Source organism: Fictibacillus sp. EA-CB0309 (assembly GCF_055814265.1).
The window spans coordinates 3,234,590-3,256,417 of the sequence record NZ_CP169271.1 but is presented as its reverse complement, the minus strand read 5'-3'; the positions used below and the strand labels follow the sequence as shown (position 1 = coordinate 3,256,417).

At 38.5% G+C, this 21,828-nt stretch carries 25 protein-coding genes and 3 pseudogenes; 24 read left to right on the top strand and 4 right to left on the bottom strand.

Annotation, left to right across the window (positions count from 1 at the left end; translation table 11 throughout):
* The 17 genes from ACEWFH_RS18255 to ACEWFH_RS18175 all read left to right on the top strand — a co-directional run bounded on the left by ACEWFH_RS18255 (position 1) and on the right by ACEWFH_RS18175 (position 8,669).
* A complete protein-coding gene (locus ACEWFH_RS18255; protein ID WP_473725150.1) occupies positions 1 to 192 on the top strand; it encodes a hypothetical protein in 192 nt (63 codons plus the stop codon).
* Positions 189 to 416 (top strand): GNAT family N-acetyltransferase, encoded by a 228-nt coding sequence (locus ACEWFH_RS18250; protein ID WP_473727351.1) that lies wholly within the window; start codon positions 189 to 191, stop codon positions 414 to 416. The genes ACEWFH_RS18255 and ACEWFH_RS18250 overlap by 4 nt, the downstream gene beginning before the upstream one ends.
* 68 nt (positions 417 to 484) lie before the next feature.
* A complete protein-coding gene (locus ACEWFH_RS18245) occupies positions 485 to 637 on the top strand; it encodes a hypothetical protein (protein ID WP_473725149.1) in 153 nt (50 codons plus the stop codon).
* Between the two features lie 32 nt (positions 638 to 669).
* Entirely contained in the window at positions 670 to 1,236 is a 567-nt protein-coding gene (locus tag ACEWFH_RS18240; protein WP_473727350.1) for a sugar phosphate isomerase/epimerase family protein, read from the top strand.
* A gap of 14 nt (positions 1,237 to 1,250) precedes the next feature.
* Complete coding sequence (locus ACEWFH_RS18235) at positions 1,251 to 1,655, top strand: GNAT family N-acetyltransferase (RefSeq protein ID WP_473725148.1); 405 nt, start codon at positions 1,251 to 1,253, stop codon at positions 1,653 to 1,655.
* A 13-nt stretch (positions 1,656 to 1,668) separates the two neighbouring features.
* Entirely contained in the window at positions 1,669 to 2,061 is a 393-nt protein-coding gene (locus tag ACEWFH_RS18230; protein WP_473725147.1) for a VOC family protein, read from the top strand.
* Positions 2,062 to 2,080: 19 nt separating this feature from the next.
* A complete protein-coding gene (locus ACEWFH_RS18225; protein ID WP_473725146.1) occupies positions 2,081 to 2,203 on the top strand; it encodes a hypothetical protein in 123 nt (40 codons plus the stop codon).
* Positions 2,204 to 2,232: 29 nt separating this feature from the next.
* Positions 2,233 to 3,483 carry a bifunctional metallophosphatase/5'-nucleotidase gene (locus ACEWFH_RS18220; RefSeq protein WP_473725145.1) on the top strand — a complete coding sequence of 417 codons (1,251 nt, stop codon included), beginning with the start codon at positions 2,233 to 2,235 and terminating at the stop codon, positions 3,481 to 3,483.
* Between the two features lie 4 nt (positions 3,484 to 3,487).
* Entirely contained in the window at positions 3,488 to 3,856 is a 369-nt protein-coding gene (locus ACEWFH_RS18215; RefSeq protein WP_473725144.1) for a hypothetical protein, read from the top strand.
* A gap of 138 nt (positions 3,857 to 3,994) precedes the next feature.
* Entirely contained in the window at positions 3,995 to 4,156 is a 162-nt protein-coding gene (locus ACEWFH_RS18210; protein WP_473725143.1) for a hypothetical protein, read from the top strand.
* A gap of 53 nt (positions 4,157 to 4,209) precedes the next feature.
* Positions 4,210 to 5,883 (top strand): M3 family oligoendopeptidase, encoded by a 1,674-nt coding sequence (locus ACEWFH_RS18205; protein WP_473725142.1) that lies wholly within the window; start codon positions 4,210 to 4,212, stop codon positions 5,881 to 5,883.
* 375 nt (positions 5,884 to 6,258) lie between these two features.
* The gene (locus tag ACEWFH_RS18200; RefSeq protein ID WP_473725141.1) at positions 6,259 to 6,444 is read left to right on the top strand and encodes a hypothetical protein; all 186 of its coding nucleotides are present in this window, start codon (positions 6,259 to 6,261) and stop codon (positions 6,442 to 6,444) included.
* Positions 6,445 to 6,658: 214 nt separating this feature from the next.
* Positions 6,659 to 7,192 carry a gamma-glutamyl-gamma-aminobutyrate hydrolase family protein gene (locus ACEWFH_RS18195; protein WP_473725140.1) on the top strand — a complete coding sequence of 178 codons (534 nt, stop codon included), beginning with the start codon at positions 6,659 to 6,661 and terminating at the stop codon, positions 7,190 to 7,192.
* Between the two features lie 41 nt (positions 7,193 to 7,233).
* Positions 7,234 to 7,404, top strand: a complete 171-nt coding sequence (locus ACEWFH_RS18190; protein WP_473725139.1) for a gamma-glutamyl-gamma-aminobutyrate hydrolase family protein — start codon at positions 7,234 to 7,236, stop codon at positions 7,402 to 7,404.
* A gap of 128 nt (positions 7,405 to 7,532) precedes the next feature.
* Positions 7,533 to 7,865 carry a hypothetical protein gene (locus ACEWFH_RS18185; RefSeq protein ID WP_473725138.1) on the top strand — a complete coding sequence of 111 codons (333 nt, stop codon included), beginning with the start codon at positions 7,533 to 7,535 and terminating at the stop codon, positions 7,863 to 7,865.
* Positions 7,866 to 8,006: 141 nt separating this feature from the next.
* Positions 8,007 to 8,267, top strand: a complete 261-nt coding sequence (locus ACEWFH_RS18180) for a hypothetical protein (RefSeq protein WP_473725137.1) — start codon at positions 8,007 to 8,009, stop codon at positions 8,265 to 8,267.
* Between the two features lie 24 nt (positions 8,268 to 8,291).
* The gene (locus ACEWFH_RS18175; RefSeq protein ID WP_473725136.1) at positions 8,292 to 8,669 is read left to right on the top strand and encodes a gamma-glutamylcyclotransferase family protein; all 378 of its coding nucleotides are present in this window, start codon (positions 8,292 to 8,294) and stop codon (positions 8,667 to 8,669) included.
* 90 nt (positions 8,670 to 8,759) lie between these two features.
* Here ACEWFH_RS18175 and ACEWFH_RS18170 read toward each other — a convergent pair whose 3' ends face one another.
* Both ACEWFH_RS18170 and ACEWFH_RS18165 read right to left on the bottom strand, forming a co-directional pair.
* Positions 8,760 to 8,987, bottom strand: coding sequence for a hypothetical protein (locus ACEWFH_RS18170; RefSeq protein ID WP_473725135.1), 228 nt, complete (start codon positions 8,985 to 8,987; stop codon positions 8,760 to 8,762).
* Positions 8,988 to 9,119: 132 nt separating this feature from the next.
* Positions 9,120 to 9,566 carry an OsmC family protein gene (locus ACEWFH_RS18165; RefSeq protein WP_473725134.1) on the bottom strand — a complete coding sequence of 149 codons (447 nt, stop codon included), beginning with the start codon at positions 9,564 to 9,566 and terminating at the stop codon, positions 9,120 to 9,122.
* 438 nt (positions 9,567 to 10,004) lie between these two features.
* Between ACEWFH_RS18165 and ACEWFH_RS18160 the strand changes: the two are divergent.
* Positions 10,005 to 11,527, top strand: a pseudogene (locus ACEWFH_RS18160) (MDR family MFS transporter).
* Positions 11,528 to 11,565: 38 nt separating this feature from the next.
* On the opposite strand, the gene ACEWFH_RS18155 reads toward ACEWFH_RS18160, so the two are convergent.
* A complete protein-coding gene (locus ACEWFH_RS18155) occupies positions 11,566 to 12,231 on the bottom strand; it encodes a hypothetical protein (protein ID WP_473725133.1) in 666 nt (221 codons plus the stop codon).
* A 343-nt stretch (positions 12,232 to 12,574) separates the two neighbouring features.
* Here ACEWFH_RS18155 and ACEWFH_RS18150 point away from each other — a divergent pair, with 343 nt between their 5' ends.
* The 6 genes and pseudogenes from ACEWFH_RS18150 (at position 12,575) to ACEWFH_RS18125 (ending at position 19,264) form a co-directional block, all read left to right on the top strand.
* Positions 12,575 to 13,924, top strand: coding sequence for a hemolysin family protein (locus ACEWFH_RS18150; RefSeq protein WP_473727349.1), 1,350 nt, complete (start codon positions 12,575 to 12,577; stop codon positions 13,922 to 13,924).
* Positions 13,925 to 14,210: 286 nt separating this feature from the next.
* The gene (locus ACEWFH_RS18145) at positions 14,211 to 14,414 is read left to right on the top strand and encodes a hypothetical protein (RefSeq protein ID WP_473725132.1); all 204 of its coding nucleotides are present in this window, start codon (positions 14,211 to 14,213) and stop codon (positions 14,412 to 14,414) included.
* Positions 14,415 to 14,561: 147 nt separating this feature from the next.
* Positions 14,562 to 16,088 (top strand): PAS domain S-box protein, encoded by a 1,527-nt coding sequence (locus ACEWFH_RS18140; RefSeq protein WP_473725131.1) that lies wholly within the window; start codon positions 14,562 to 14,564, stop codon positions 16,086 to 16,088.
* 26 nt (positions 16,089 to 16,114) lie between these two features.
* Positions 16,115 to 16,381, top strand: coding sequence for an ATP-binding protein (locus ACEWFH_RS18135; protein ID WP_473725130.1), 267 nt, complete (start codon positions 16,115 to 16,117; stop codon positions 16,379 to 16,381).
* A gap of 455 nt (positions 16,382 to 16,836) precedes the next feature.
* A pseudogene (locus ACEWFH_RS18130) lies at positions 16,837 to 18,585 on the top strand (alkaline phosphatase D family protein).
* 169 nt (positions 18,586 to 18,754) lie between these two features.
* Entirely contained in the window at positions 18,755 to 19,264 is a 510-nt protein-coding gene (locus tag ACEWFH_RS18125; protein WP_473725129.1) for a hypothetical protein, read from the top strand.
* Between the two features lie 287 nt (positions 19,265 to 19,551).
* Here ACEWFH_RS18125 and ACEWFH_RS18120 read toward each other — a convergent pair.
* Positions 19,552 to 21,647: pseudogene (locus ACEWFH_RS18120) on the bottom strand (DNA topoisomerase III).
* Positions 21,648 to 21,828 lie beyond the last annotated feature (181 nt).

Below are 21,828 nucleotides of genomic sequence, written 5' to 3'. Positions count from 1 at the left end.
TTGATCACGTTTGAAAGAATGAACAACAAGCAGTTTAAGGAATACCTGGAATTCATGATGCCAGATTATATTCGAGATACATCTGAGCATTATATGATGACCAAGAAACAAGCAACTGAAAAAGCAGAAAAGCAAATGGAAAGTTTGCTTCCTGATCAAGAGAAAACAGAAGGACAGTATTTTTTCACATAAAAAGTGACGAAAAAGTCGCCGGTTATCTATGGTTTCATGTTTCAAAGGAAGAGAAGACTGCTTTTCTGTATCACATCTATATTTTGGAGGCATACCGAAAGCAGGGAATTGCACAAACAGCTCTTCGTTTTTTGAAAATGAATCAAAAGACGAAGGAGCAGAATATTGTGGGTTGCACGTATTTGGCACGAATGAGAATGCGATTGAACTTTATAGAAAGCTAGGTTACAAACAAGCATCAATTTCAATGAACAAAGTTTTGTAAACGTTTTAAAAAAGGAGAGAAATGATTATGCGAAAAATTGGTTTACAACTATACTCTATACAATCAGAGGCTGAGAAGAATTTATTAGATACGTTGGCAAAGGTAAAGACGATGGGTTATGACAGTGTACAGTTTGCGGGGCTTTTTGGTATTTCTGCTAAAGAAGTAAAAAAGTTCTAGATGCAAACGACTTAACGGTAGCCGGTGCTCATATTCCGCTAGACCAATTTTCCGGGGACGATTTTAAAAAGCAGATGGAAGATCAGCTTATCTTGGAAAATGATTTAATGATCATGCCTTACTTAACGGACGAACAGAGACAATCCATCGATGATTATAAGCGGGTTGCAGAAGTATTGAACGAAGCGGGTTATAGAAGCAAAGAGTACGGCATTCGTGTTGCCTATCATAATCATGATTTTGAGTTTTATGAGCTGGATGGAAAGCTTCCGTTTGATGTGATCTACCGTGAAACCGATCCCGAATTAGTCAAAATGGAACTTGATACATACTGGGCAAAGTATGCGGGCTATGAGCCTGAAGAGCTTCTGAATACGTACCGTTTCCGCTGTGTTTCGTTTCATCTAAAAGATATGACAGAGAAAAACGGTGAGAAGCAGAGTACAATTGCAGGAACAGGGATATTGGACTTGAGCCGCTTCTTGAAGTTAGCGGATGAACAAAAAGTGGATTATTGTGTCGTCGAGCAGGAGCATTTTGAAGGGGATTTACTTGCAGAAGTGGAAAAAGGAGTGCAGAACGTAAAAGCACTTTTATAAGGGAGACGACCGGCGTGGAAGATGTAAAGTTTGTTCCCTATATAGAGGAGCAGTTTGATGCCATTCAAGAGCTGAACAAGATAGAAGGGTGGACACAGCTCGTTGAACGATATGAAGAAACAAAAGCAGCATGGAGAAATTCAAACGTTTCATTTGTCATGTTGAAGGATGAGACGGTAGTTGGATATGTTCGGGGACTAACGGATGGACATGTAACGCTATATATTTGCGAGATGCTGATCTCGAAATCCTATAGAGGAAAGGGATTAGGGAGCAAACTATTAAACTTTATCCACAGCAAGCACTCTCTAACACGCATGGAGATGCTCGCATCAAGCACATCGCATACTTTTTATGAATCACAAAATTTTAGGCCATTCTATGGTTTTCGCAAAACGTTTGAAGAAATTATTTCTTAGGAGGCGTTTTATAATGAGTGAAAAAGTAACGAGTATTGCCCCAATCCAGAGTCACATCAACAATGTATTTGTACACGTATCTGATCTGAAGAAGTCTGTGGAATGGTATGCCAACCTTTTAGGTATAACGATTGATATGAGTGATGTGAAATCTCCTGTTCACAACATACCAGTAACGGGCCAAACAGGTTTGTCTCTTGACGATCATACGTTTGATCCATCTTTTCATCGGGCGCCAGGAACAGGGCCGATGTTTAATCTATATGCACCAGACATCGATAGAGCTTATGCAGACATGAAAGAAAAGAACTTGAAAGTAATACGTGAGATTGAGTGGCACGGAGAAGTGGCTTGGTTTAATGTAGAAGATCCTGACGGAAACGTGGTCATGATTTGTAATTGCTGAAGTAAAGGGGGATAATTGTATGAAAGAAACATTAACTATTCTTCATACAAATGATCTTCATGGTCATTATGATCTAGCTTTAAGGCAATCTGCTTACATAAAAAAAGAAAGCAAGAGCTTAAAGGCAAGAACGAACATGTAATCGCTGTAGATGGCGGTGATCATCTTGATATGAGTATGAACGAATGTCTGGCAACAGATGGATATATTCATCTCGACATGCTTGCTTCAACGGGTTATGACGCCATGTCTGTAGGGAATAATGAACTCTTACGTTTGCCAAAAGAAAAGATTAGACAGTTAAGTGTAGATTCGAAAGTACCATGGCTTCTTCTTAATTTAGAAGAAGCGGATGGGTCTCAAATTGGCGGTACGAAAGAAACATTGATGCTAGAAGCGGGACAGTTAAAGATTGGCATGTTCGGTGCAACGGATCTCTTTGAAGATATATATGAAAATAAGCATGGTTTTTGTAATAGGAATACAGTGACAGTCATAAAAGAAGCTGTATCTGAACTAAGAGAAGCAGGAGCCAACTTAATTATCTTCCTCTCACATATGGGGTATAAGGTAGATGTTGAACTGGCTAAAGAGCTTTCTGGTTTGATAGATGTTATCGTTGGAGCTCATAGTCATACCGTTCTACAAAAACCAGAAGTCGTTTCAGATGTCGTAATCGTCCAAGCAGGATGCTATGGTCAATATGTTGGGGAATTACAGATTACGGTTAATTTGGAGACTAAAAAAGTAATTGATCATCATGGTAGATTGATAGAGATGACATTAGATGACCAGATAGATTCAGAATTAGAAATTGTGTTAAAAAAAGGAAGACTACAAGCAGAGAAGTTCTTGTCTGAAGTAATCTATCATACAGAGGAAGACCTCTCACATGAACAAATTGTAAAATTAGCAGCTGATGGTTTAAAGGAACACTGGAACTCTGAAATTGGCATCATGTATGGTGGTGGTGTAACAGAGGGATTAGGTAAGGGTGACATAACAAAAGGTAGTGTGGTAAACGTCTGTAAAAGCATGCATTCACCTGTCATTATGCAGATTACAGGCCAGCAGCTTGCTGGCCTGATTAGTGAAACCTACAACGATGAGATCGTGAATAGACCCATTTATGGAGGCGGATTTAGACCACACGGTATTCCAATTGGAAAGCTGCAGTTTTCAGGTGTAAGCTGGGATGGACAAGGTGAGCATATTACCAACATCCTTGTAAACGGAGAAGTAATTGACGTATTGAAAACCTATAGTGTTGGTACGGGAACTCCAATGTTATATGAGGATATATCAGGCTATCAAAACGTTAAGGGAAATAAGCTTATTGAGGTCGGAAAGGATATTATGGTTAAAGATGTGCTCATGACCTATATGAAAAAACAATATCTGAATACCCAAACAATGGTGTAGTAGGTTGAAAAAATGTCGTTTAGGCATAATAATGATTTTAATGTTATTGCTATTAACCTCGTGTTCGGATGCAGAGCAAGAAAAAGAGGAAAGCAAGATATCCAAAAGAGTATTAAACATCGTAAATAAAAACGAAAAGAAGACTGTAAAGCTCGCGATTTCTCCAGAAAATGTCCCAATATATACTGTTGCCGATCAAGACCTATATCATATTTATGATATGGATGGCACTTATATCGTTCAAGAGTTTGAAGCATTTAAGACTGATGCGAAGATTGATTATCAATATGAAATCACTGCCTTTGAATTTTGGATGTTATCATGGTATTTAGATCGTAATAAGGAAAAGAAAACTGACCAAAAGGGCACGTAAAGTGCCCTTTTGGTCAGTTTTTGTGCTTGTAGGTATGCTTAATAATAGTTGCCTTTAGATTGTTTCGTACTTGAATTTCTTCATTGACAAGTTGATTGGAGTGAAAGGTGGGAGACTACGGCTAGGACAGGCGGGCTGGTGAGACACTTAAAAGTGAAACGTACGAATGTGGCCCACCGCCTGCCCCGCGGAAAGCGAGCACCTGTAACGGAAATCAACACTTTCAATCGAAACAAAAAAGCTAGAAAAACAGCCTCACATAAAGAACATACTAGTTATTTAAACATTCTGTCTATCTAGTAATTTCCTATTTGTGGTAAAGTAAAGGGTAGAATGACTCGGGAGGGATCGATATGGACGATCAGAAAATAGCGTTATTAACAAAAGAATTCGAAAATCTTGTAAGCGTTAACATAACATCGACTGAAGAATTAAAGGCTTTCTTATCACAGCAAAAAACTGTGTATGAAAAAGTTGAAGAAGAGATGCTTAGGCATTATATTGCTTTTCAATGCCAAAGTGACAGCGATGAGATTAAACAAAAATATGAATACGATCAGCAGCACATCAAACCACTTTTTAAGAAATATCAATCCATCCTTGATGAGAAGGTTTTAGAATCTCCGTTTTTAGCAGAGCTTCCTGACAGTGAATACGGAGAGTATAAGAAGAAGCTGAGAACGCAGTTTGCACTTTTTCAAGAGGCGAATTTAGAGATTGAAAAACAAGAAGACGCTCTCGTTAACCAGTATTTTGAGATAACAGGAGGATTAACAGCAAACTGGGAAGGAAAAGAAGTGACGATCAGTGAACTCTTTGTTCACTTTAGTGACTCCAATCGTAATACGCGGAAAAACGCAATGGGAGCTTTATATGTGCCAATTTTAAAGAAAGAAGAAAAACTGCAAAGTATTCTGGATGAGCTTATTCAGCTGCGAACTAAAAAAGCAGAAAACGCAGGATTAAGTGGTTTTGCAGATTATATGTTTAAAAAATATTATCGATTTGACTACACACCTGAAGATTGCACACAGCTTGCCGAATCTATCCGTGAACACGTCGTTCCGCTTGCTTTGCAACTGCAAAAAGAGCATAAAGATGAGATCGGGCTTGATGATTACAAACCGTGGGATGTTAGAGCTGTACCAGGAAACAGAAAACCGTTAAAACCAGTGGATTCAGATGATGAATTAATCGATAAATCAGCAAAAGTGCTGGGTGAACTTGATACCAAGTTTGGTTCACTTGTACATGAAATGAATGAGAAGAAACTGTTTGATCTGACAAGCCGTAAGGGAAAAGCGCAAGGTGGTTTTTGTGAGTCTTTACCAGAGACAGGCCTTCCATTTATTTTTATGAACCTCACAAAGACAGATAGTGATTTAATTGTTTTCATGCATGAGATGGGTCATGCCATTCATGATTTACTGAAGCGAGATCAGGAGTTATATGTGTATAAACAAATCCCGATGGAGTCGGCTGAGCTTGCAAGTATGAGCATGGAGCTTTTCACGATGGATCGCTGGAATGAGTTTTACAAAACGGAAGAAGAATTAAATCGTGCGAAGAAAGACCAACTGAAAGGGGCCATAATGAGTCTGCCTTATATTATGGTAATTGATCAGTTCCAGCATTGGCTGTATCAACATCCAAATCATTCTTGGGAAGAACGTACGAAGAAGTTTGAACAACTGAAGGATCGATACGATGCTTCCATTATAGATTGGAAAGGATATGAGGATTGGAAAGAAAAAGGATGGCTGTACACACTTCATATTTTTGAAGTGCCATTCTACTTTATTGAATACGCGATTTCACAGCTTGGTGCTCTTCAAATGTACAAAAACTATAAAGAAAACCCTGAAGAAACAATCGTAAAGTATAAACAAGCATTGAAACTCGGCAGCTCTAAGTCACTTCCAGAAGTTTATGAAGCCGCAGGAATCAAATTAGATTTCTCATCAAAAACGATTGCTGAAATTATGGAGTTTGTGGCGAAAGAGCTAGATCTCCTGACTGTAAGTTAACTAAGGAAACAAATAATTAACGAATTTAAATAATTTAAAGGTATTGAGTAGACTTAGTAGAACTATAGAGATAAGGCGCACTTTATGTAAATCTGTAGCTAAACTAAGATAACCAATAAAGAGGTGTCCATAAATTCTTGTCATAACCGGTTGGTGAGAGAGTAGTTAATTGCTTTGCCGACAAACCTAATCCGATATTGAGCCGGACTCTATTCCCAGTGAACAAAGGAGATTGTAAGCTGGATTCTCAATAACGAGAGTATAATATGCACGTTTAATCATACGTTTAGGATTCATTTTCCTTTCATGGGGAAAATAAAGTTAAATGGCATATTGCATATGGGGCAAATATTCGGATAACGAGGGGTGAAAGGTATGAGAAAACCCGATGACGAGAAATTATGGGACACAGGTACATCAGAATTTGAAGAAGGCGATAGAATCACCTTTCACAATACCGAACAAGGTGTTGAGAAAACCTATATTGTTAAACGAGTGAAAGACAACGGCGACATAGAACTTGTATATTCGGTCAGAAAACCAAGACCACCTATGCAATAAAGGAAACGAGATAGATGAAGAAAACAGCTCACAGCTTTGTGAGCTGTTTTAATTTTATTTGATCTTAAACAAAATATAACCATATATTCCATAAAAAGATGGTTATGAACGAATAATTGGATAATAGTATTAGGAATGATAAATTATGGGTGTTTACAGGTGATGCAAGAAGGTTAAATATGAGGAAACCACTTAATTTGAGAGGAAGTATCATATGACACATAAACCATTAATAGGCCTTACGAGTACGGTTATGTCAATCAACACGATCGAAACGCAAAATGAAAATGTAGATACAATCGTAGTTTATAATAAATTTGCTGAAACGGTAAGAGATGCAGGTGGTGTTCCTATTGTTATTCCAATGGGTAAGCCTGAGGAAGCCGAATACTATGCCAACCTATGTGATGGAATCATCTTTACGGGCGGCGAGGACATCAGTTCAATCACATACGGTCATGAACCTCATCCCAAGGTAAAAAAGGTAAACAAGCACCGTGATGATTTTGAAATCGAATTAGTCAAAAAAGCGCGTGAGAACGAAAAAGCCATTTTAGCGATGTGCCGAGGTTACCACTTGTTAAACGTCAGCTATGGCGGAACCATTGTTCAAGATGTAGAAAGTGAGTTTTCCGATAGCATCAATCATTTTCAAAAATCTGCAACTCGAACAGAACCCTCTCACACAGTTACACTGGATGAAGACAGTAAACTATATCAAATCGTTGGGGAAAAGAAGTTGCCGTAAACAGCTTCCATCACCAAGCGATTGGGAAAGTCGGCAAAGGCTTGCGAGTAGCGGCTAGGGCGGCTGACGGTGTGATTGAAGCATTGGAGCTTGAAGACAAAGACAAAACATTTTTGTTAGGTACTCAATGGCATCCGGAAGAATTGAGACATGAAAATAAGAACATGATGGCGATTATTACAACGTTTATTAAAGAAGCGAGTAAAAAATAAATCGTTACGAATCAAAACCTCCAATCGCCGGAGGTTTTTTTCATGAAGAAGAAAGGTAATGTATAAGAAGGAAACTTTTTCGTATCGTAAACGTAATGTAGGATAGAAACTTTTGAGGAGGCTGTCTCATGAATGTATCGAGACTTTTAAAAATAATCTCAGGTGGTATTGAAGCATTTCTTGGCATTCCTTTTCTAGGAGGGGCTATAATCCTCGCTTCAGCTTGGGGCCCACTTCAATTCATGTTCGTCTTTCATTTAATCACACTCGTTATTTGTATCGTTCAAAAAGAAAGATTCACCGGCAGTGTTTTAGGGCTCATCACTTCCGTGGTAGGATTCTTGCCGTTTATCGGAATGGCCATGCACATTGTAACAGCTATCGTACTATTATTTGATGCAGCAAGAGGCAGCCGTAAAAAGAAAAATGAGCACGTTATTGATGTGAGAAAAGGATATTAAATTGGTGTAGTATAAAACGAAAAAGCTTTCAGCCAAACAAGACAGGTTGAAAGCTTTTTTTAATTGGAAATAAAAAGGTTAACTAAGTGTGGATGTAGGGTATTTGTAAGAAAACATATGTTAAGAAGGGAAGAAAAAGTAATGGAACTTGGAATGGTATTTATAATTGAATTGCTCATAGCTTATTATTTATTTGTACAGGCACCCCTTTATAACAAAGATCGATGGCTTTGGGCGATTTTAGGTTTATTCTTTGGTATCATGACGTTAAGTATCTTTCTCATTCAAACAGATCGGAAATTGCTAGGCTGGCTTCTATTAATCTTTACGGTTATCTCAAGCATACTAGGGATCTTGTTTTTATATGTTTTGATTTGGGCTGTTTTTTTCTCCAAAGGATAATGTTTTTGAGGCAGGTGAGAGAAAGTGGCAAAACATCTTGTTTTTGTTTACGGAACCCTTAGGAAAGGTGGAAGCAATGATCACTATTTGCAGAAGGCTGTGTGTTTAGAAGAAAAATGCTTCACTGAAGGTCAGCTCTACGATACAGGCTGGGGATACCCGGCGTTAGTAGTCGAGAGCGGGAAGTGGGTAACGGGTGAGTTATATAAAGTCACATCGGATGATTTAAAGTCTTTAGACCGACTTGAAGATTTTGAGGAAAACGGAACAAACAATCTCTACGATCGCATAATTGCTACGATTCGAACAACAGTTGGAGAGATAGAAGCTCTTATTTACATAATGAAGAAAAAGAGAAGCATTTTTTACCAATCGAAGAAAATGATTGGCAACTCTATTTAGAAAAAATAAAGGCTGTTTCCAACAGGAAACAAAAAAGAGGTTGCCATTTTCATGGTCAGCCTCTTTTATTATTATAATGAGAAATCTTCTCTATTTAGCAATCAAGGTATTAATACAATGAACAGCTGAGTCGACGTCATCAAACCGCTGAAGGGAGTTTGTTTCAATCTGAATCACTTCGAACGATTGATCGTTCTTCAAATACTTAACAGAAAAAACGGCTGTCTTGTTTTCACTAAAGGTGTGCGTAATATCGGATTCAATATACTGTTTGTTCTGCAAGTTTAAAAGTATAGCTTTCACATCTTGTTGGTTCATGATACATCGTCCCCTTTCTATTATGGGGAACTTGTTAGGAACCCAAATAATATAATATTTTCCTTTCTTAACATTTATGCTAACATAAGTATTTTGGTAAGTACAGGTAACGGAAGTCCCGTTCTTCCATATTCACCGTTTTTTCATCGTCAAAATGGCATCTACTTCGACATTACCTTTCAATGCCCGCGAAATCATACACGAATGTTCAGCTTTTATGGCGAGTTTTTGTAAGATTGTCGAAATGTCTTTTGACGGGTCATGTTTAATTGTGACGACAGGTTTATGAATGATCTTTTGATACGTTATTACCCCTTTTGTAACATCGACAATTCCTTCAGATTCCATCGTTAAATCTATCTTATCAATCTTACTTCGTTCCAACATGGCAGCAAGCGTTATGATATAGCAAGTGGCAGCCGCTCCAAGCAGCATCTCATCGGGATTAGTGCCGATCCCAGGTCCATCCATCTCGGGAGGAATTGATACCGTTGTTTGTAGATTCTTGGTTTCAATCGTTCCCGAATCATTTCTGCCACCAGGCCAATGTGCTTTTAAATGAAAAACATGTTGAGCCATTTACCATTCACCTCTTTTTGTTCCTATCTCTAGTGTAAAGGATAGAAAGTTATTCGTCACATTTCCTGTTTATATGAAAAAATATCAAAAAAACGGCTTTTATGGTGATCCAAATCGAAAGCCTTCCTTGTTGGCTATATGAACAGTATATAGAGGGAGGTGAATATCCGGAGATACGATAGAATATTTTTAAAGAGACGGCAGACGTGCTGTCACTTTTTAATTTGAGATTGAAATACATAGGAAATAAAGTACTATACCAATCATTAAAAAACGAAACATTTCATTTTTGCAGTAAGAAATGCAGAAAACACCCTAAACAAATGAAGAGAATTGGCAAAGGAAATAAATTGTTGGGGGACTGTCCCTCAAGAAGTCCCTCATGTATACTTAATCTTATTAAGTATACATGAGGGTGTTAGGTTAGGAGATGGCGCGATGGTGCATAAAGAAACGAATTTAAAATTGGTAGTAGCGGGTCTATTGCTCGGTATTCTAATGGCTGCAATGGACAACACGATTGTTGCAACAGCTATGGGAACCATTGTGGCAGACCTTGGAGGATTTGATAAGTTCGTTTGGGTTACAGGATCATACATGGTCGCCGTAATGGCAGGGATGCCGATCTACGGAAAACTTTCAGACATGTATGGAAGAAAGCGTTTCTTCATTTTTGGTCTTGTTGTATTCCTGATTGGTTCTGCTCTTTGCGGAATCGCTCAAAGCATGGAACAGCTGATTGCCTTTCGAGCTATTCAAGGTATTGGTGGGGAGCCCTTTTACCAATTGCATTCACCATTGTTTTTGATATCTTTCCACCTGAAAAAAGAGGGAAGATGACAGGCCTCCTTGGGGCTGTCTTTGGAACATCAAGTGTTCTAGGTCCGTTGCTTGGAGCGTTCATTACGGATGCGATCAGCTGGCATTGGGTTTTTTATATAAATGTACCGATTGGTGCAGCTTCTTTCTATTTAATCTTCCGCTATTATAAGGAAACACTTGAACACCGTGAGCAAAAGATTGACTGGTGGGGAGCCATTACGCTTGTCATCGCCGTAGTGAGTTTGATGTTTGCTCTTGAATTAGGCGGGAAAACGTATGCGTGGGATTCTACACAGATCGTTGCTTTATTCACCATCTTTACCGTCTTTTTTATTGTGTTTTTTGCTGTAGAGCAAAAAGCATCAGAGCCAATCATTTCATTTTGGATGTTTAAAAAGCGGCTTTTTGCCACATCACAGCTTCTAGGGTTTCTGTATGGCAGCACGTTTATCATCTTAGCCGTTTTTATTCCCATTTTTGTTCAGGCCGTTTATGGAGGCTCTGCAACAAGTGCTGGAATGGTTCTAACGCCTATGATGCTAGGTTCAGTTGCCGGAAGTATGATCGGTGGTATTTTTCAAACAAAGACCAACTTCCGAAATTTGATGATCATATCTGTTATTGCTTATTTCAGTGGTATGTATATGCTAAGCGGGATGACTCCAGACACTTCTAGAATGATGTTGACATTTTTTATGGTGACTGTTGGATTTGGTATGGGATTCTCGTTTTCATTATTACCAGCAGCTTCTATCAACAAAATGGAATTTCGTTACCGAGGCTCAGCAAACTCAACAAATGCCTTTCTGCGTTCACTAGGGATGACGCTTGGAGTAACGATATTCGGTGCTCTTCAAAACCGCATCTTTTATGAAAAGTTAAAAGAAAACATAGAAGGATTCGGCGGGGCAGGATCAGATGCGTTTGTTAACATCGATCCACAAAAAGTCTTCCAAGCAGAGGAGCGAACGAAAATCCCTGCTGATATTTTAGATGCCATTACCTCATCCATGTCAGATTCCATAACAACTGTTTTCACGTATGCGCTAATTCCGATCGTAATTTCTGCTGTAGTCATCTTGTTTATGGGGAATGAACGAGTTGAGACTTCAAGAAAACCTGAAACTAAACCAGAATAGAAGTAGAGCTTGGGGAACTAATCCCAAGCTCTTTATTATTATAGCGATAGAAGTCTACGCTGCATGCGAAACCTTTTTTCTTTTTTCGGAGCAACTGTGTAAGACATAGAGATTACCAGATCTATGGCTAGGATAATAGCCCATATCCTTGTAATGTTATTAGCCGTGTCATTCTTGTAAAACAACTTAGTTTCTGTTTGATCATACCACTCTGCCAATAGCGTATCGATTTGTATATAGGCAACAGCATCAGAGAGACCAAACATGAACAGAAACAAACATTGAACGGCAATAAATACAATCAGGTGTTTATAAAAGTTTCGTCTTTCTTGTTTAGCATGCTCCATTCCGTAAAGTGGTTTGGTTGAGGTAAGTTCAGGTTCCGGCAATCCGCGCCATTTTGCAACTTTTTGTTGAATAAAAGCATCAAGCTTTTGAAAATCACTTTTTCCATAAATGAAAGCATAGGCGATTACAACCAGAATAATAATCTGATAAGCAGAGAATTCTCCCGTTCTCAAATAATCAAAATATCCCATTGTAGCAATCCATAAATCATTAGCGAGAAAAAGAATGAAAAAAGCTACACTTAATCTCTTTAAATTGAACCAATACCTTACTAACAAAAAGGATAGTGTAGATACCCAAAAAACGGTCTCTGCAAGAATTAGAAACAGCCATTTATTGTCTAAAACAAACTCCACTTGATTCTCTCTTCCTTTCTATATTTCATTTTCTTCCCCAACATAGAATAACACGATAAATTGGTTGATACTTCCATATATAGTATCATTTTCTCTTTTAAAATTATAAAGGTTTTTATCTGATAAAATCTTGATGCTTGTTTCAGTAAACCCAAAAAATGCAAATTAATATTTCCTTATTCATAATAGAAGGAAGCTGTAAAAAAAGATGGAAAGATGTTTTATTAAGTAAGTTCAGCATTTCTATGATATACTTTTCTAAATTAATAAAATTTAAAACACTTAGGAGGTGACAACTTATATTCCAGAAACATTTGGGGTATAAGGAGTCTTTTTGGACAGTTTGACCTTATTGAAATTATTTGCAGTAGCCGTATTAATTCTACTCACAGCTTTTTTCGTAGCAGCAGAATTTGCGATTGTTAAAATTCGTAAAACACGAATCGATCAGCTTGCGGAAGAAGGTAACAAACGAGCAATTGCAGCACAAAAGGTTATCTCGAACCTTGACGGATCACTCTCAGCCTGTCAGCTTGGTATTACAATTACTGCGCTTGGATTAGGTTGGTTAGGTGAACCCACGGTTGAAGCAATTCTTGGTCCAGTATTTGAGAGAATGGAATTAAGTCCGGCGATTGTTCACACGTTGTCATTTGCAATTGCATTTGCATCCATTACTTTTTTACATGTTGTACTTGGTGAGCTTGCACCTAAAACGGTAGCTATTCAAAAAGCAGAAACAATTAGCTTATGGTTATCACCAGCATTGATTGGATTCTATAGAGTGATGTATCCGTTCATTTGGTTCTTAAACGGAAGCGCTCAGCTTTTAGTAAGAATGTTCGGTTTAAAGCCCGCATCGGAACATGATATGGCGCATACCGAAGAAGAGCTTCGTCTAATTTTGAGTGAAAGTTACAAAAGTGGTGAAATCAACAAATCTGAGTTCAGTTATGTAGAAAAAGTATTTGAATTTGATGACAGAACTGCAAAAGAGATTATGGTCCCTCGTACTGAAATGGTTTGTCTTTACGAAGATAATACCATGGAAGAAAACATAAATATTATTGCTGAAGAAAAATATACACGTTACCCTGTTGTAGGTGAAGATAAAGATAATGTTCTTGGTATGGTAAATGCTAAAGAAGTATTTTTTGACCTGATCAAAGGAAAAGAATATCCACTAGAACATTATATTCGTCCAACACTTAGTGTTTTTGAAAACACACCAATTAAAGAAACATTGCTAAAACTTCAGAAAAAAGGTTTTCATATGGCTGTCCTTGTAGATGAATATGGTGGAACAGCAGGAATTGTTACCATTGAAGACATTTTGGAAGAACTTGTTGGTGAAATTCGAGATGAATTTGATGAAGATGAATCACCAATGATTCAGGCTGTAAGTCCGAATGTAAAGCACTTTGATGGTAAAGTACTGATCGCAGAAGTTAATGACATATATGGTCTTCAAATTGATGACAGTGAACTTGATACGATTGGGGGCTGGGTATTATCCCAAAACTCTGAGATTCAAGAACATGAAGTCATTATGTATGAAGGGTATGACTTCAAAGTAATTGAAATAGATGGACATCAAGTGAAGAAGATTGAAATTACGAAGAGGGAAGTAGAGATTAAAGATAACTCGATACCCAATGATTCAGAACAACAACTTGTTGAAAAAGAAGCATAAAAACTAAAGGACTAGTCTTAATTAGACTGGTCCTTTTATTTTTGATTCTGTTCGTATGAGTCAGTTGATAATGAGAAATAAGCATTCTATAAATCTATATTATTTTCCATCATGTAACTAATTTCCCAGGAAATCGACTTTAATTGACAGAATATATTGACAAATAAGTAGGTATTATTTACTGTTTAAATAACGAAACTTTTATGAGCAAAGTATAATGAACTTGAAAAAATAAAGGGGGTTAATGGAGATGAGGAGTTCCCCGAAATACCGCTTTTTTCGAGTAATGATTGAAGGTGATTTAGTAGATGTAGATATTTTTCAGTATAGTCATAAAACGACTGTAGTTATGAGCATGCTCTATTACAAACAAGAACAAATCATCATGGCCTCTGTTACTGCCCCAGAAAGAAAAATCGCCTTAAAACGTGCTTCCCTTTCATTTCAACAAGTAAAATCTGATTTTTTTAAAAAACTGTTACCTCTCTAAAACAAGAGGTTTTTACTTACTTTGTAAACTTTTCAATATTAAGAATAATCATGAAAAAAATATCTTTATTTACAAAGAAACATATGTTTATAATTTAGTTAATTATAAACGAAACGTTTTGATTAACGTTTGCAACGGAGGGTGGATATGAAAATTTCAGAAGGTCAACCCGCAGCAGATCGTCTTGTCCTTAACCAAATAAAAATTTATGCCAACCAATTTGAGCATTCTGAGACTCCTTTTCTTATCCAAAAAGATAGAACGTGGGTATATGTAAATCCTGCTGCAAGAAAGATACTTGAAGCGGAAGAAGACATCATCGGCAAGCCAATCTGGAATAACCTTCCTACAGAAGTACATGACTTAGTGGAGGAGCGTATCCAGTCATGCGGCAATGGGATTGCACCTAAGCCTAGTGAACAGACCTGGATTACACAAAAAGGTAACCATATTCAATTAGAAGTGATTGGATTTCCGCTCATGTTTTCATCCAATGCCACACAGATTATCATTCGTAATTTAACACAGCAGCACATTGAAAAGCAGGAAACGTTAGAGCATTTGAAGCTCATTACAGAAAATATGATTGATATTATTGGAATTGTTAATAAGGAAGGTGTTTTTACTTATCTGACTCCTTCTTATGGTCTGGTAACCGGTTACGCACAAGAAGAGGCGATTGGCTCAACACCCTTTGATCTTGTACATTCGGAAGACCAAGTTCATGTTATTTCAGAATTCACTAGAATGATTACTGAACAAATACCACTAACCGTTGAATATAGATATTTAACAAAAGACGGTTCATATATCTGGCTTGAATCGAAAGGGAAACCGATTTTTCAAAATGGCAATCATGCTGCAATTGTTGCATCTAGAGATATCACCAAAAGAAAGAAAGCAGAAGCTGCTCTAAAGCAGAACGAGTATAAGCATAGAATTATTCTCGATCATAGCAATGATTTGATCTGCTTAGTAGATGCGGAAGGGAAATATTTATATGCTTCACTTTCCTATAAAAGTGTTTTAGGAATAGACCCGCAAACCCTTCTAGGTACAAATTCTATGAATTGCATTCATGTTGAGGACCATGGTTTAGTAATGGACTATATAGAGCTAGTAGCATCATCAAAAAATCCAATGCCACTTGTTTATCGTAAAATGCATGCGTCAGGTCACCCAATTCTTTTAGAAGGAAAAGGAATGCCCATGGTTTCTGATGAGGGTGAAATTGAAGGAATCGTGTTTATTTCTAGAGACATTACAGAAAAGAAAAAAGCGGACGAATATATACGAAACAGTGAAAAGCTTGCTGTTTTGGGAGAACTGGCAGCAGGGGTTGCTCATGAGATTCGCAATCCGCTAACATCTATAAAAGGCTTGTTTACCTTAATGAAAAATGGTGATTTTGATCGAGAGAAAATTTATCTATACAATGAAGTGATCTGCGATGAACTTCAACGAATTGAATCGATTGTCAACGAGTTTATGGCACTGGCTAAACCTGATGCAACTCAATATAAGAAGAACGTGAATATCGTTCAATTACTGCAAGATACGGTAATGCTGTTAACATCAGAAGCAAACTTATACAACGTTGAAATCCGCCTTTTATTTAAAGAGAAGGAATTGTATGTCTCTTGTGAAAAAATCAAATTAAACAAGTTTTTATAAATGTAATTAAGAATGCGATTGAAGCGATGAATGAAGGCGGAATCCTAACGATAGCGATTGAGGAAACAGAAAATCATAAGGTGAAACTTTTATTTGTGGACAATGGGATTGGAATAGAGGAAGAGCGTTTAAAAAGTATCGGGGTACCGTTTTTTACAAATAAAGAAAAAGGGATCGGCCTTGGGCTTACCATCAGCAATAAAATCATTACGGAGCATAAAGGAGTCCTGAAAGTTGAGAGTCGTGCAGGACAAGGGACAACGGTATCAATAACATTAAGAAAATCAGAATAAATTTGTGATAAGCAGCTCTCTATTATGAGAGTTGTTTTTTATAACCATCAAAAAGTCTAAATATGCCTCTTCCAAGTATGCGAATCAACCAAACCAAAATTTCCGGTATAAAAAACAGAACGTCACATAGAAAGTCAAACCACGAATAGTGCTCCCCGTATTGTTTTCTTTTCTTTTTGCGTTTTAGTGCCACTGGTCATCACCAAATCTTTCTTATGTTTTTTATGAACATCTCTTAAAGAATCTATGAAGAAAAACAGGACATATGAATGATTCGTTACTTTATTCATTCATTGTCGAACCTTGATGGTATATACATATGAACTTCTGACAGTTTACATTTAGTAATAATTTCCTATGGTTACATGTTTATACGTTTACATTTGGAAATGGTTTCTTAACATTTCCACTTTATAATGAGCACTGTAAAAATTCATTTTAAAGGGGTTGCATCAATGATGGATGAAAGACCGATGGACGAATGGATTAAGAAGCTTACGGAAGATGGCTTAAAAAAACAAACTGAACCGCAGAACATTTCTCACAGGTGCCGGAAAAATTGCAGGTATTTCACTGGGACTCACAATTGCCCAATCGCTAGGCACCTACGAAGTAAACGCAGCACCCACGTTTAGAAACTACCCTTTTACATTAGGTGTGGCATCAGGCGATCCGTTATCTAATGGTGTTGTGTTATGGACAAGGTTAGCACCCGATCCATTGAATGGAGGGGTATGCCGGATGAAGCGGTATCTGTTAAATGGGAAATTGCTGAAGATGAAAGGTTTAAGAAAGTCGTGCAAAAGGGAACGGAATATGCGCAGCCTAATCTAGCTCATTCTGTTCACGTTGAAGTAGAGGGTCTAAAAGCAGATCACGTGTATTATTATCGTTTTAAAAGTGGTCATGAATTAAGTCCTGTTGGCAGAACAAAGACACTTCCTAAAAAGGATGCTCACGTAAAAAGTATGACATTTGCGTTTGCTTCCTGTCAGCAATATGAGCATGGCTTCTTCACAGCGTATCAGCATATGTCTGAAGAGAATTTAGACTTTGTCGCTCACCTAGGCGATTATATCTATGAATACGGACCAAATGAATACGTATCTCCATCTGGAAATGTTCGCACGCATAGCGGACCTGAGATTATGACACTAGAAGACTACCGAAATAGACATGCACAATACCGCTCAGATGGAAATCTTAAGGCTGCACATGCAGCGTTTCCGTGGATTGTTACATGGGATGATCATGAAGTTGAGAATAACTATGCCAACATGTTTCCTGAAAAAGATCAGTCAGTTGAAGCATTTGTAAAGCGCCGTGCTGCTGCTTATCAAGCTTATTATGAACATATGCCATTACGTCGCTCCTCCCTTCCGCATGGAGCTGATATGTTGTTATACCGCGACTTTTCATACGGTAACCTGGCTGCATTCAATGTGATGGATACGCGTCAATATCGTGATGATCAAGCGAATGGAGATGGTAGCAAACCGCCATCACCCGAATCACAAGATCCGAACCGAACGTTGATGGGAAAAGAACAGGAAAGTTGGCTGATTCGGAATTTAGGAAACTCAAAAGCTCACTGGAACGTTCTTGCTCAACAAGTGTTTTTTGCTCAGCGAAACTATGGGTCAAGTACTGCGCCTCGACTAAGCATGGATGCATGGGACGGGTACACAGCATCACGTCAGCGCATTGTTGATTTTGTTCAGTCTAAGAATTTAAATAATCTAGTCGTTTTAACAGGAGACGTCCATGCCAGCTGGGCGTGTGATTTGAAAACGAACTATGATGATTCAGCTTCAAAAGTGATAGGTGCTGAGTTCGTAGGAACTTCCATTACATCTGGAGGCAATGGTGCGGATAAACGAGCAGATACGGATAAGATTTTAGGGTTGAATCCGCATATCAAATTTTTTAACGATTACCGAGGGTATGTACGGTGTACGGTAACGCCAGAAGAGTGGCGTGCTGACTATCGTGTTGTGCCGTTTGTCACGTCTCCAGGGGCAGCTATTTCAACAAGAGCATCCTTCGTTTATCAAAAAGATCAAAACGGTTTACAGCAAGTCTCCTCAACAAACATAGCTGAAGGCGTGAAGATATCGCGTGAAGTGGAAGAAGACCGAAACCGAGCGCACGGAAAAGCGCATGAGAAGCAAATGGAGAAAAAGTCAGCTGAAGTAGGGCAGTAAACAACAAAAAGAGGATGAATCGAAGGTACACTTTGGACATACACACTATCCGTTAGATGATCCGAGGATCATACATCAAGAAGATTTTACTACGATTGGGACTTCAACAGGTGCCTATCTGTGGCTGGACGCAGGTCGAATTCAGGGTGAAGTTCCTGAGGGAGCGGATGTGCTTAACCAAGCCTTAATCGTTGAAGTGTATGAGAATAAAGTGTTAATTAAACGCCGCGATATTCATAACAATGATTGGACAGGGGAACCGTTTGAAATAAATTTACCTGCTAATAAGAACAATTTTAAATATACAGACGCTAGAAAAGATAAAAAGCCACCATTCTTTACGAAAGACGCCATGCTTTCCATTGCAAACGATATGACGACAGCTACTAGTCTTGCAATCATGTTCACACAAGCAAAAGATAATTTGCTCGTTCATGATTATAAGGTAATCGTTACAAATACGGAGACAAAAAAAGTTACGAAAGAATATTTAGGTTTTTCGGAGTTTTATAAAGATCCTGTTCCTAATCCCCTCATTCTTAATCTTGAAGGATTAGCACCATCTACAACTTATGATATAGAAGTGTTTGCACTCGATGCATTTGGGAATATCAGCACGAATTCAATCAAGGCTATAGGCAGAACAAAGAAAGGTGAGCCAATAACTAAGGTTGAGTAAGTAAAATTGTACTTTTGGGAATTGGACAGATTAATTGTTCAATCGGACAGATAAACGCTCGAATTGGACAGATAAATCGTTCAATCGGACAGATAAACGCTCGAATTGGACAGATAAATCGTTCAATTGGACAGATAAACACTAAAATTGGACAGATTCGTTATGCAATCGGACAGATCAACATTTGTAGCGTACAAATTCAATTCCTTAAACTAAAGAAAGCTGACTTCATGAGGTCAAAACAGCAGTAACACGCTATTTTTCGGCCTCAGAAGTCAGCTTTTCGTCTATTTCTTATCTTTCATCGCTGCTTTTAATGCGTCAGCCAAACTATTTCCAAAGCCTTCGTCCTCTTTGTTGTTTGCACTGTATTTTTTGAGGAGCTGGCGTTCTTCGCGCTTCGTAACTTTCTTTTTCTTATCGTCTGCTTTTTCCACCACATTACATGGCTTGCATTGGAAGTATGTGCCGGCCTTTCCGTTGTGAAGCTCCATTTTCTTATGGCATTGCGGACAGCGTCGGTTCGATAGCTTCGGATCTTTACGGCGACGGTATGAACACTCGCGATCCGAGCAGACAAGCACTTTGCCGTCACGGCCTTTTACTTCTTTTAAAAGCTTTCCGCACTCTGGACACTTAGAACCAGTAAGATTGTGAGCTCGGTATTCCTGCGAGCTACTTTTGATTTCCATTACAAGCTGTTTCGTTTGTTTACGGATGTTCTCTAGAAACTCTTTCGCATTTCCTTTTCCACGGGCAATGGCTTCAAGGTCTTGCTCCCATTTAGCAGTCAGTTCAGGTGACTTCAGCTCATCATTCACAAGATCGATCAACTGTTTCCCTTTTGGAGTAGGATGCAGCTTATTGTTTTTACGATCAAGCACTTCAGATCCTAGAAGTCTTTCAATGATATCAGCTCGCGTTGCAGGTGTACCTAGACTGTATTTTTCCATACGAGACAAAAGGTCAGCCTCAGTAAAACGGGAAGGTGGCTCAGTGAGCTTTTTCTCCGCATTTACATCTTTAATAGAAAGTGTTTGCCCTTCTTTTAGATTAGCAAGTGCACGTGGGCTTTCTTCTTCTTTACTAGACAGCACTTTAAAACCTGGATCAAGCACTAGCGTTTCACGGGCCATAAACGTTTCACCCGCAACGTTTAATGTAGCGGTCAACGTTTCCGATCGATACGCAGGGTAGAAAAGAGCAAGAAATCGGCGTGCGATTAAATCATAAAGTTTACGCTCATCGTTATCGAGATCACCTAAGTGCAATGGTTCATCAGTCGGAATAATCGCATGGTGGTCCGTCACTTTTGAATCGTTAAATACTTTCTTTGCGATCACATTCCCTTTTTGTTTTAACAGGGGCTGCACTTCTTCACGATATCCAGATGACATTCCTTGAAGGCGGTCATACATCGTGTTTTCCATATCTTTTGTTAAGTAGCGGGAATCTGTTCTGGGATACGTAACGAGCTTGTATTGCTCATAAAGCTTTTGAAGAACAGATGATGTTTTCTTAGCAGAGAAGCCGAAACGACGGTTCGCGTCACGCTGAAGTTCAGTAAGATCGTAAGGCATCGGATGCGCCTCTGTTTTTTCTTTCTTTTGAAGTGAAGAAACAGTTGCTTGTTGTCCCTTTACTTTACTAACGATGTCTGTCGCTTTTTCTCTTCAAAAAGACGCTTCTCGCCGTTACGTTCCCAAGACGCTTTTAACATACCGATCGTCGCATCAATCGTCCAAAAGTCTTTTGGCTGAAACGAGTTGATCTCTTGCTCACGTTCTAAGATCATGGCAAGTGTCGGTGTCTGTACACGGCCAGCAGAAAGCGGATCATTGTATTTCGTTGTTAGTGCACGAGTCACGTTTAATCCGATCAGCCAGTCTGCTTCAGAGCGGCAAACGGCAGATTGATAAAGGTTGTCGTATTGTTTAGCGGGTTTGAGCTGGTTGAATCCATCACGAATCGCTTTATCCGTTTGAGATGAAATCCATAAACGCTTCACAGGCTTTTGCCATCTCACTTTTTCCATGATCCAGCGCGCAACGAGTTCACCTTCACGTCCAGCATCAGTCGCAATAACAAGTTCACTTATATCTTTGCGCTTAGCGAGCTGTTCGATCGCACGAAACTGATGACTGACTTGGCGAATCACTTTTAATCCCATATGTTTTGGAATGATGGGGAGATCTTCTAAGCGCCATTGTTTGTATTGCTTGTCATAGTCCTCAGGCATTTTTAATTCAACTAAGTGACCGAGTGCCCAAGTAACGATGTGCTTCTGTCCTTCAATATAGCTTTTATTTTGTTGCTTGCAGCCTAGAACACGGGCAAGATCGCGCGCCACACTCGGCTTTTCAGCAAGGATTAATTGTTTCATAACGTACCCCTTTCAAACTTCTACTGTAGTCATTATAACAGAGTGTAAAAATAAGAAAAAAATGAAGATTTATTTCTCCTTCGCTGTTTCTAAATGCTGTATACTGAATAGTGAGTCTATTTTACTTTGTTAAGTATTTTTGATGAACATAGAGGTACAGTTTCGGTGTGACTGAGAGGGG

Excerpts from the sequence above, each read along its gene's own strand:
- ACEWFH_RS18225 (WP_473725146.1), top strand. The coding sequence starts at position 2,081 with ATGAAAGAAACATTAACTATTCTTCATACAAATGATCTTCATGGTCAT.
- ACEWFH_RS18145 (WP_473725132.1), top strand. The coding sequence starts at position 14,211 with ATGATTGAAGGTGATTTAGTAGATGTAGATATTTTTCAGTATAGTCAT.
- ACEWFH_RS18165 (WP_473725134.1), bottom strand. The coding sequence starts at position 9,566 with ATGGCTCAACATGTTTTTCATTTAAAAGCACATTGGCCTGGTGGCAGA.
- ACEWFH_RS18140 (WP_473725131.1), top strand. The coding sequence starts at position 14,562 with ATGAAAATTTCAGAAGGTCAACCCGCAGCAGATCGTCTTGTCCTTAAC.
- ACEWFH_RS18205 (WP_473725142.1), top strand. The coding sequence starts at position 4,210 with ATGGACGATCAGAAAATAGCGTTATTAACAAAAGAATTCGAAAATCTT.
- ACEWFH_RS18200 (WP_473725141.1), top strand. The coding sequence starts at position 6,259 with ATGAGAAAACCCGATGACGAGAAATTATGGGACACAGGTACATCAGAA.
- ACEWFH_RS18230 (WP_473725147.1), top strand. The coding sequence starts at position 1,669 with ATGAGTGAAAAAGTAACGAGTATTGCCCCAATCCAGAGTCACATCAAC.
- ACEWFH_RS18245 (WP_473725149.1), top strand. The coding sequence starts at position 485 with ATGCGAAAAATTGGTTTACAACTATACTCTATACAATCAGAGGCTGAG.
- ACEWFH_RS18185 (WP_473725138.1), top strand. The coding sequence starts at position 7,533 with ATGAATGTATCGAGACTTTTAAAAATAATCTCAGGTGGTATTGAAGCA.
- ACEWFH_RS18170 (WP_473725135.1), bottom strand. The coding sequence starts at position 8,987 with ATGAACCAACAAGATGTGAAAGCTATACTTTTAAACTTGCAGAACAAA.
- ACEWFH_RS18135 (WP_473725130.1), top strand. The coding sequence starts at position 16,115 with ATGAATGAAGGCGGAATCCTAACGATAGCGATTGAGGAAACAGAAAAT.
- ACEWFH_RS18220 (WP_473725145.1), top strand. The coding sequence starts at position 2,233 with ATGAGTATGAACGAATGTCTGGCAACAGATGGATATATTCATCTCGAC.
- ACEWFH_RS18180 (WP_473725137.1), top strand. The coding sequence starts at position 8,007 with ATGGAACTTGGAATGGTATTTATAATTGAATTGCTCATAGCTTATTAT.
- ACEWFH_RS18195 (WP_473725140.1), top strand. The coding sequence starts at position 6,659 with ATGACACATAAACCATTAATAGGCCTTACGAGTACGGTTATGTCAATC.